Source organism: Prosthecobacter sp. (assembly GCF_046154365.1).
In the GTDB taxonomy this organism is placed as follows: Bacteria; Verrucomicrobiota; Verrucomicrobiia; order Verrucomicrobiales; family Verrucomicrobiaceae; genus Prosthecobacter.
The window spans coordinates 1-7,271 of sequence record NZ_JBJXFV010000232.1 but is presented as its reverse complement, the minus strand read 5'-3'; the positions used below and the strand labels follow the sequence as shown (position 1 = coordinate 7,271).

Below are 7,271 nucleotides of genomic sequence, written 5' to 3'. Positions count from 1 at the left end.
GCTCCCTCTCCCCGGCGAGAGACTTGTTTTGCGTTTGGCTTTCTTTCCGGGGAGAGGGTCGGGGTGAGGGGCCAGATTTGCACCTGGGAATAGGGGCGTCATTATTGCTTAACGGCATTGAGGCTAGCTGCTGCCTGCTGCCTGCTGCCTCGCTTGGCATGGGTGTCTCCGCCTTGAAGATGGCGGTGCAGCGGCTCCGGCAGCAGTTCCGCGCGTGCATCCAGGCCGAGATCGCGGGCACGCTGGATGATGCCGCGATGGTGCAGGAGGAAATGCGCGTGCTCATGGCCGCGCTCACGGCTTGAAAAAACTTTGTGACCATTGCCGGTTGCTCCGCCAGTTATCCGCATGAGCAGATTCCATCGCGCCAATGGCAAAACCTCTGTGTTTCTCCGTGCTCTCTGTGGTAAAAACGATTTCACCACAGAGGACACAGAGTGTCACAAAGATTCAGAGGCACGGAGTCAGAAGTTCCTGCTGCTCTGGTGCTGCCTGTTCGTTGCCTTTGGCATTAACGCTTCGCTCATCGCACAAACCACGCCGCCGGACCCGCCCGTGCCAGCAGCAGCCAGCGTTGAAACGCCCCCCTGGACGGCGGCGGATTACGCACGCTTCACCCCGGCCACGTTTCGCCTGCACCCGCCAGTGCTGCGCGTGATGGACCGCATGGCATTGGATCATGCGCTGCTGAATGCGGCGCTTTTCTTTGCCACGAACGCGGAGCGGGCGAAGCACCAGTTGCCGCTCTTCCACCCCTCACGGGCGCTGACCGTGAGCGCCTTCGGGCACTCGCGGGACATGACCTTGCAGGATTTCTTCTCCCATCAAAACCCCAAGGACGCGACGAAACGCACTCCCTGGCAGCGCATGGCGGCGCAGGGTGTCAGCGGCGGCCAGCGGGCGGAAAACATCGCCATGCGCACGGTGAACGGCCTGACCTATCTGGCCGGCGCGGACGCGATCGTGCAGATGTGGATGAACTCCCCCGGCCACCGCGCCAACATCCTCAATCGCAACCTCACCTTCCTCGGCTGCGGCGCGCATGGGTGCCGCTGCCCGAAGTTTCACCTCCATGCCACGCAGAATTTTGGTTCGGAGGTGCCTTGAGCCGTGCGGCCAGCGGCTTGTCACCGTGCTGGCAGAACTCCGCCCTCTCTTCCCATGAAACCACGCCACATCCTCATCGCCATCCTCACGCTGGCCCTGACCACTAGCGTCGCCCTCCACGCCTAAGCCGTAACGATGTAGTCAAAGGCAGTGGACGAAGACAGACTCAAACACCCGCAGGTGAAGGCTCGCGGCAGCGCAAACCCAACTGCATGGTTACAGTTAAGAGAGCGTGGGCGGGGCAGGGGTGTCAAAACGGGCCGCCGCGAGGGCGGAAACAGGGTTTCTCCCCGTTTTGAACTTCGTTCCACGGCTTGACTCGCCTCTCAGCCTCGCTTGAGATTGCCCGCCCGCGTCATGGAACTGATCTCGATCGTTGAAGCCCTTCTGTTTGCCACCCAGGAACCCCTGGGCGTGCCGCAGATGTGCCTTGCGGTGAAAGACACGGCCAAGGACATCGTCGATGCAGCGACTGAAAGCGCTCAACTGCCTGGCGAGGTCGTGCAGATCCCGGAATGGGTGCCGCCGCTGGCAGCAACGACCGAGGAGCAGGTGCGTGCGATCCTGGATGAACTGATCGCCCGCTATGCCGCCGAGAAGCATGCCTTCACCCTCGTCGAACGTGCCAACGGCTGGCGCATCGCCGCTCGTGGTGAGTATGCCGAATGGTGCCGCGCGCTGTATCCCGGCAAGAAGGTGCAGCGTCTCAGCCAGCCGGCGCTCGAAACCCTCGCCATCGTCGCTTACCGCCAGCCGATCACGAAATCGGGCATCGAAGCCGTGCGTGGTGTTTCAGTGGATGCGATGGTGCAGCAGCTCATTGACCGTGGGTTGATGAAAATCGAAGGCCGGGCCGATCTTCCAGGCCGCCCGTTGCTGTATGGCACCACGGAAGCTTTCCTCGACCATTTCGGCGTCCGCAGCCTCGATGACATGCCAAACGCCTCCGAACTGCGTCGCGTGAAGCTCCCCACCGCCGAAGAGGGTGCGCCTGTCGCCAGCGAGCAGCAGCTTTCCCTAGCTCCGGTCACTCCGGCTGCGGACGAGTCTTAACCCCTTCTTTCTCCCGCGGTCATGTCCCTTGATGAAGTCCGCCAGAAGATCGACAGCATCGATCAGCAGTTGCTGCGTCTGCTGAACGAACGCGCCGAGCTGGTGCATGCCGTCGGCGAAATCAAGCGCAAGGACGATCTCGACATCTACGTGCCCGGCCGTGAGGACCAACTGCTGCGCAAGCTGGCGGAGATCAATCGTGCGCAAAACGGCCGCCTCACCGAGCGTGCCATCCGCGCGATCTATCGCGAGATCATGAGCGCCGCGCTCGCGCTCGAAGACAGCCTCAAGATCGCCTACCTCGGCCCCACCGGCTCATGGACGCATCAGGCGGCGGTGAACAAGTTTGGTCATTGCGTCGAATACCTTGCTGAAGCCAGCACCGAAGGCGTGTTTGGCCGTGTGGCGGCGCAGACGGCGGATTACGGCGTCCTGCCCATCGAGCACTCGACGGAAGGTGCCGTGCATCACACGCTCGACCATCTCGCGAATAGCGCCTTGCAGATCTACGCGGAGATTTTGTGGAAAGCGGATGCTGCCGTGATGGCGCAGGGCCCGAATGGCACCATCACCGAGATTCATGGCCGCGCGCAGATGCTCGCACGCTGCCGTCCCTGGCTCGCGCAGGCCTTTCCGTCCGCGCAGCTCATCGAATCCGCCAGTTCGAGTGCTGCGGCCACGCTCGCGGCGCAGAATCCCTCGGTTGCGGCCTTGGGCACACCGCTCAGTGCCGAGCTGCACGCGCTGCGCGTCATCGCCACCTCACCGCGTGAGTATGCCACGCAGACTCGCTTCATCATCCTCGGCCGCCGCTCCGGCCCGCCCTCTGGCAACGACAACACGATGTTCATGATCCATTCCAAGGATCGCGTCGGCGCGCTGATGGAGGTGTTGCAGGTCTTCGCCGCCCGCAACGTCAACGTCCGCCAGATCGAGAACCGCCCCACACCCTGCGGCACCCAGGCCCGCTTCTTCCTCGAAATCAGCGGCCACCACACCGACGCCGCGCTCCAGCAGGCCATCATCGCGCTGGAAGAACATGCGGTGCAGGTCAAGACGCTGGGCAGCTATCCGGCACCGGGCTGGGTGGAGGAGCGGTAGGGGGCTTTGCGGTATCGACAGGTCGATTCACCACCACTCCACAGCTCGCTAACAACGCGAGGCATGGCTAAACCACGGCTGACACCAATGGAACGGCGGGGAAATGGCGGCCAGCCTGCATTTCTCACATGCAGTCTGTGGCGGCGCTGGGTTGTAGCGCGGAATTCCGATTCCGCGACGTTACCGACTCGGTATCGGAATACCGCGCTACAAAAAAGTCCGCCGACACGCTGTTTCACTTTCACAAGAGAGTGTGAGAAATGCAGGCTGGCGATGCAGGTGTCCAAACCATCAACCACGGAATACACCGAACACACGGAATGCAGAGATTCCGGCAACCTGCCACTTCCGTGTGTTCCGTGGTTCAATCAATCTGAGGAGTGGCCGAAAGAGACGGAAGCCGGAGCTTTGTTCGCGTGTGCAGCGACAGCGTCGGCGATAGCCTGTGCCATGCGGCGCTGAAGAGCGGTGACTTGGGTCATAGCGGTCTGCACGCGCGTTCGAGCGCCAGCGCGGTCATCGTGCAGCGGTTGGAGCGTCTGCCATAGCTCCTGGCCGCTGGTGTGGCCGCTTTCGAAGACCCAGTCGCCGAGGCCGATGTCGCGGAACATCTGGCCTTTCACGGTGTCCACGGGATTGCGGACGTAGAAGGCGGGCGTGCCAGCGGCGAGTGCGAGGATGGGGGAGTGACATTCGGCGCTGATGACGGCGACGGCGCGCGCATACACGGCGCAGGCTTCGTCGGCGAACCAGAACGAATCCCGCCAGATGACGTGCTTCTTCACATCAGCGGGCAACGGATCGAGCAGGTGCTCTCGCGCGACCTCGATCTCGTAAGTCATCTCCGGGCACAGGATGACCTTCTTGCCCGTCTGCCGCACCCAGAGCGTGATGAGTTCGCGCAGCGGGGCATGATCGCGGTTGGCGTGCTGCGCATTGATGGCATCGAGCGCGTAGTCCGATTCTTCGCGCGGCAGATGGTTCACGCGGTAGTAGGGCGTGTAGCGCAGGCGCGGGATGACGCAGATGAAACTGCCGTCCTCCACGCCGATGCGTCGCAGCCAGCGCTCCGCACGCGCATCATCGCGCACCGCGATGGCGAAGGCACCCTCAGGGCCGAACTCCAGCACGGGTGTCTGCAACTTTTGCGCACGGAGATAGCTGAGCGAAAGCGTGTCGCGGCAGAAGATGAAAGCCGCCTGTTCGTAAAGGGTGCGGGAGCCGAATTTGCGATCAAAGCTGTCGGCTGGCAGGTGCTCGATGGCGTTGCGCAGTTCATCGAGCGTGTCGCCATCCGGGCGGGTGCGGCGGTCGCTGATGGGATCGAAAGCGGAGCCAAAGAGGCCGTAGGGTCGTCCGGTGGCTGCCCAGGCGCGGTAGTTGGCGGCGCTTTTCGATGGGCAGATGAAAATGTTCGCGTCCGCCCATGCTTGCGTGAGTTCGGGGGTGGAGGCGCGGCCGGTGTCATCCATCGCGCCTTCAACAATGCGCAGCTTCGGGAAGGTGCGCTGGAGCAACTGGCGCTCGCGCTCATGCAGGTGCCAGGGCCAGAGCGTGACCTCCGCATTCGGCAGATGCTGCTGCAGCAGCCGCAACGTTCCCGGCACGCGCCCGCTGTCGCCGATGTTTTCAAACTGCAACGCTTCACGCAGCAAGATGTGCGGCACCGGCTGCCCTTGCACGCTGGAAACGGTGAGCAGCAGCGCGAGAGGGAGAAGGTGTGCGAGGCGTTTCATGTGGATTGGGAGGAAAGGCGGTCTTGCGGCCAGAAAAAAGCGGCCCCTTGCGAGGCCGCCTTGAAGAACAAACTGAAGTTCGGGATTACTTTAAACCTTCCAGTCGCCGCGATACTCGCGGGTGAGCCATTTGGCGTCGCCACCGCTGGTGTATTCGTGTTTCTCGGGGTTCCACTTCATGGTGCCGCCGTGGTAGTAGGCCTGATTCATGAGGTGGCAGGAGATGACGGTGCTGGCGCCGATGGCGACGTCGCAGATGGGCTTCTCACGGGTCTTGATGGAGTTGAGCCAGTCTTCGTGATGGTTCTTCGAGTTGTAGAGTTTCACTTTCGCGTCGGCGAGGAATTCCTTTTCGGCGAGGATGACTTCGCGGTCGAGGGAGGTGCCTTTGTCGGTCTCCTTGTCCCAGAATTTGTGAATCGTTTTGCCGCCGAGGATGAACTCAAACTTGCCACGATTCACATGCACTTCGCCGTTCTCACCGAAGAAGGAGACGCCTTTGCCTTTGCCGTTGTGGAGAAGCGGGATGCCGCTGGCATAGACGAGCTTGGCACCGTCGTTGGAGGTCTCGTGGTTTGCAGGGGCGATGATTTCGACCGGACCTTTTTCGTCTTCGCCAAGGCCCCACTGGGCGATGTCGATGTGGTGCGCGCCCCAGTCGGTGATCATGCCGCCGCCGTATTCGCGGGTCATGCGCCAGGCGGGGAAGTGATTGTGAACGCCACGCGGGCTGAGCACGCTGCTGTAGGGTGCGAGCGGGGCCGGGCCGCACCACATGTCCCAGTCGAGGCCGGGTTCCATGGCTTCTTCAGGATTGGCGTTGGGTTTGGCGGGGGAGCCGAAGGAGGTTTCGACACGCTGGATCTTGCCGATGACGCCGTTGCGGACGAGTTCGCAGGCGACACGGAATTCTTTGCTGGAGCGCTGCTGGGAGCCGGTCTGGAGGATTTTGTTGTTGCTGCGGGTGGCGCCGATGAGCGTGAGCGCCTCGTGGATGTTGTGCGTGAGCGGCTTCTCGCAGTACACGTCCTTGCCGGCGTTCAAGGCGGCGATGGCGATGATGGCATGCCAGTGGTCCGGCGTGGCGATGACGACGGCGTCGATGTCCTTGCGCTCAAGCAGCTTGCGGAAGTCAGCATAGGCTTCACAGCCTTTGAAGGTGGTGTCTTTGTCTTTGCCGTAGCGTTCTTCGACGGTCTTCTTCGCGTTTTCGCGGCGGGTGGTGTCCACATCGCAGACGGCGACGACCTGGACTTCTTTGCGACCGAGGAAATTGTTGAGATGGCCGCTGTTCATCTTGCCGTTGCCGATGAAGCCGAGCGTGAGGCGCTCACTGGGGGCGGTGTCAGCGCTCCAGACGCGTGAGGGGAGGATGAAGGGGGCGGCCACCGAGGCGGCGGCGACTTTGACGAACTGACGGCGTGAGGATGCGTGTGGCATGGGTTGAGTTGGGTGGGGTTTGAGGGTGGAGCATTACTGGCGATCTGCCAAGTCTCTTGCACTCGGTGTTGGCGTGGGTATTCGGCAGGATGGAGTTTTCTAAACAGCGTCTGGGGCAGTTGATCATCGTTTCGGGGCCGTCAGGCACGGGCAAAACGACACTGGCGCGCAAGGTGTGTGATCGTGGTGAGGCGGTGTTCTCCGTCTCCTGCACCACACGTGCGCCGCGGCCAGGGGAGGTGGATGGGAAGGACTATTTTTTTCTGACGGAGGAGGATTTTCTGGAGCGGGTGGAGCGTGGCGAGCTGTTTGAACATGCGCGCGTGCATGGGCGCCTCTACGGGACGCTGAAACGCTACGTTTATGAAAATCTGGAGCGTGGCGTGGATGTGATCATGGACATCGACGTGCAAGGCGCGGCGCAGGTGCGTGCGTGTGGGGATGAACTGGTGAAGCGCTGCCTGCTGGAGATCTTTGTGATGCCACCGAGCCTGGATGAGCTGCGTAACCGCCTCTCCGGTCGTGCGACGGAGGATGCGGCGGCGTTTGAACTGCGGATGCAGAACGCGGCGGCGGAGATGGAGCACTGGCACAAGTATGGCTATGTGCTGGTCAGCGCTTCGCGTGAAGAGGATTCGAAGCGCTTTGATGCGATCCTCGAAGCGGGGCGGATGCGGACGAGCCTGCGGCCAATGACAAATGCAGAATCAATGTCGTTAAGTTAAGAAGGGATTGCCGCAGATTCAGGGAAGCCGCAGATTTCTCGCCTGAATCGTCTAATCTGTGGTTTTCCTGAATCTGCGGCATTCATTCATGTGCTGTCCTTAACTTAAT

At 61.8% G+C, this 7,271-nt stretch carries 7 protein-coding genes; 5 read left to right on the top strand and 2 right to left on the bottom strand.

All coding sequences use genetic code 11. From position 1 onward, the window contains the following. Nucleotides 1-158: 158 nt before the first annotated feature. The 4 genes from ACKVY0_RS29345 (at nucleotide 159) to pheA (ending at nucleotide 3,261) form a co-directional block, all read left to right on the top strand. A complete protein-coding gene (locus tag ACKVY0_RS29345) occupies nucleotides 159-305 on the top strand; it encodes a hypothetical protein (RefSeq protein ID WP_409218442.1) in 147 nt (48 codons plus the stop codon). A gap of 43 nt (nucleotides 306-348) precedes the next feature. Further along, nucleotides 349-1,107 (top strand): CAP domain-containing protein, encoded by a 759-nt coding sequence (locus ACKVY0_RS29340; protein ID WP_409218441.1) that lies wholly within the window; start codon nucleotides 349-351, stop codon nucleotides 1,105-1,107. Between the two features lie 357 nt (nucleotides 1,108-1,464). Then, nucleotides 1,465-2,160, top strand: coding sequence for an SMC-Scp complex subunit ScpB (gene scpB, locus ACKVY0_RS29335; protein WP_409218440.1), 696 nt, complete (start codon nucleotides 1,465-1,467; stop codon nucleotides 2,158-2,160). Nucleotides 2,161-2,181: 21 nt separating this feature from the next. Beyond that, the gene (pheA, locus tag ACKVY0_RS29330; RefSeq protein ID WP_409218439.1) at nucleotides 2,182-3,261 is read left to right on the top strand and encodes a chorismate mutase; all 1,080 of its coding nucleotides are present in this window, start codon (nucleotides 2,182-2,184) and stop codon (nucleotides 3,259-3,261) included. A gap of 368 nt (nucleotides 3,262-3,629) precedes the next feature. Here pheA and ACKVY0_RS29325 read toward each other — a convergent pair whose 3' ends face one another. Next, nucleotides 3,630-4,997 (bottom strand): polysaccharide pyruvyl transferase family protein, encoded by a 1,368-nt coding sequence (locus ACKVY0_RS29325; protein ID WP_409218438.1) that lies wholly within the window; start codon nucleotides 4,995-4,997, stop codon nucleotides 3,630-3,632. 90 nt (nucleotides 4,998-5,087) lie between these two features. Continuing rightward, nucleotides 5,088-6,437, bottom strand: coding sequence for a Gfo/Idh/MocA family protein (locus ACKVY0_RS29320; protein ID WP_409218437.1), 1,350 nt, complete (start codon nucleotides 6,435-6,437; stop codon nucleotides 5,088-5,090). Between the two features lie 89 nt (nucleotides 6,438-6,526). Between ACKVY0_RS29320 and gmk the strand changes: the two genes are divergently transcribed. Continuing rightward, complete coding sequence (gmk, locus tag ACKVY0_RS29315) at nucleotides 6,527-7,162, top strand: guanylate kinase (protein WP_409218436.1); 636 nt, start codon at nucleotides 6,527-6,529, stop codon at nucleotides 7,160-7,162. The last annotated feature ends 109 nt before the right edge of the window (nucleotides 7,163-7,271 follow it).

What these genes read in the sequence shown, in the direction of transcription:
- ACKVY0_RS29345 (WP_409218442.1), top strand. Translation starts at nt 159, where the DNA reads ATGGGTGTCTCCGCCTTGAAGATGGCGGTGCAGCGGCTCCGGCAGCAG.
- ACKVY0_RS29340 (WP_409218441.1), top strand. Translation starts at nt 349, where the DNA reads ATGAGCAGATTCCATCGCGCCAATGGCAAAACCTCTGTGTTTCTCCGT.
- scpB (WP_409218440.1), top strand. Translation starts at nt 1,465, where the DNA reads ATGGAACTGATCTCGATCGTTGAAGCCCTTCTGTTTGCCACCCAGGAA.
- pheA (WP_409218439.1), top strand. Translation starts at nt 2,182, where the DNA reads ATGTCCCTTGATGAAGTCCGCCAGAAGATCGACAGCATCGATCAGCAG.
- ACKVY0_RS29325 (WP_409218438.1), bottom strand. Translation starts at nt 4,997, where the DNA reads ATGAAACGCCTCGCACACCTTCTCCCTCTCGCGCTGCTGCTCACCGTT.
- ACKVY0_RS29320 (WP_409218437.1), bottom strand. Translation starts at nt 6,437, where the DNA reads ATGCCACACGCATCCTCACGCCGTCAGTTCGTCAAAGTCGCCGCCGCC.
- gmk (WP_409218436.1), top strand. Translation starts at nt 6,527, where the DNA reads ATGGAGTTTTCTAAACAGCGTCTGGGGCAGTTGATCATCGTTTCGGGG.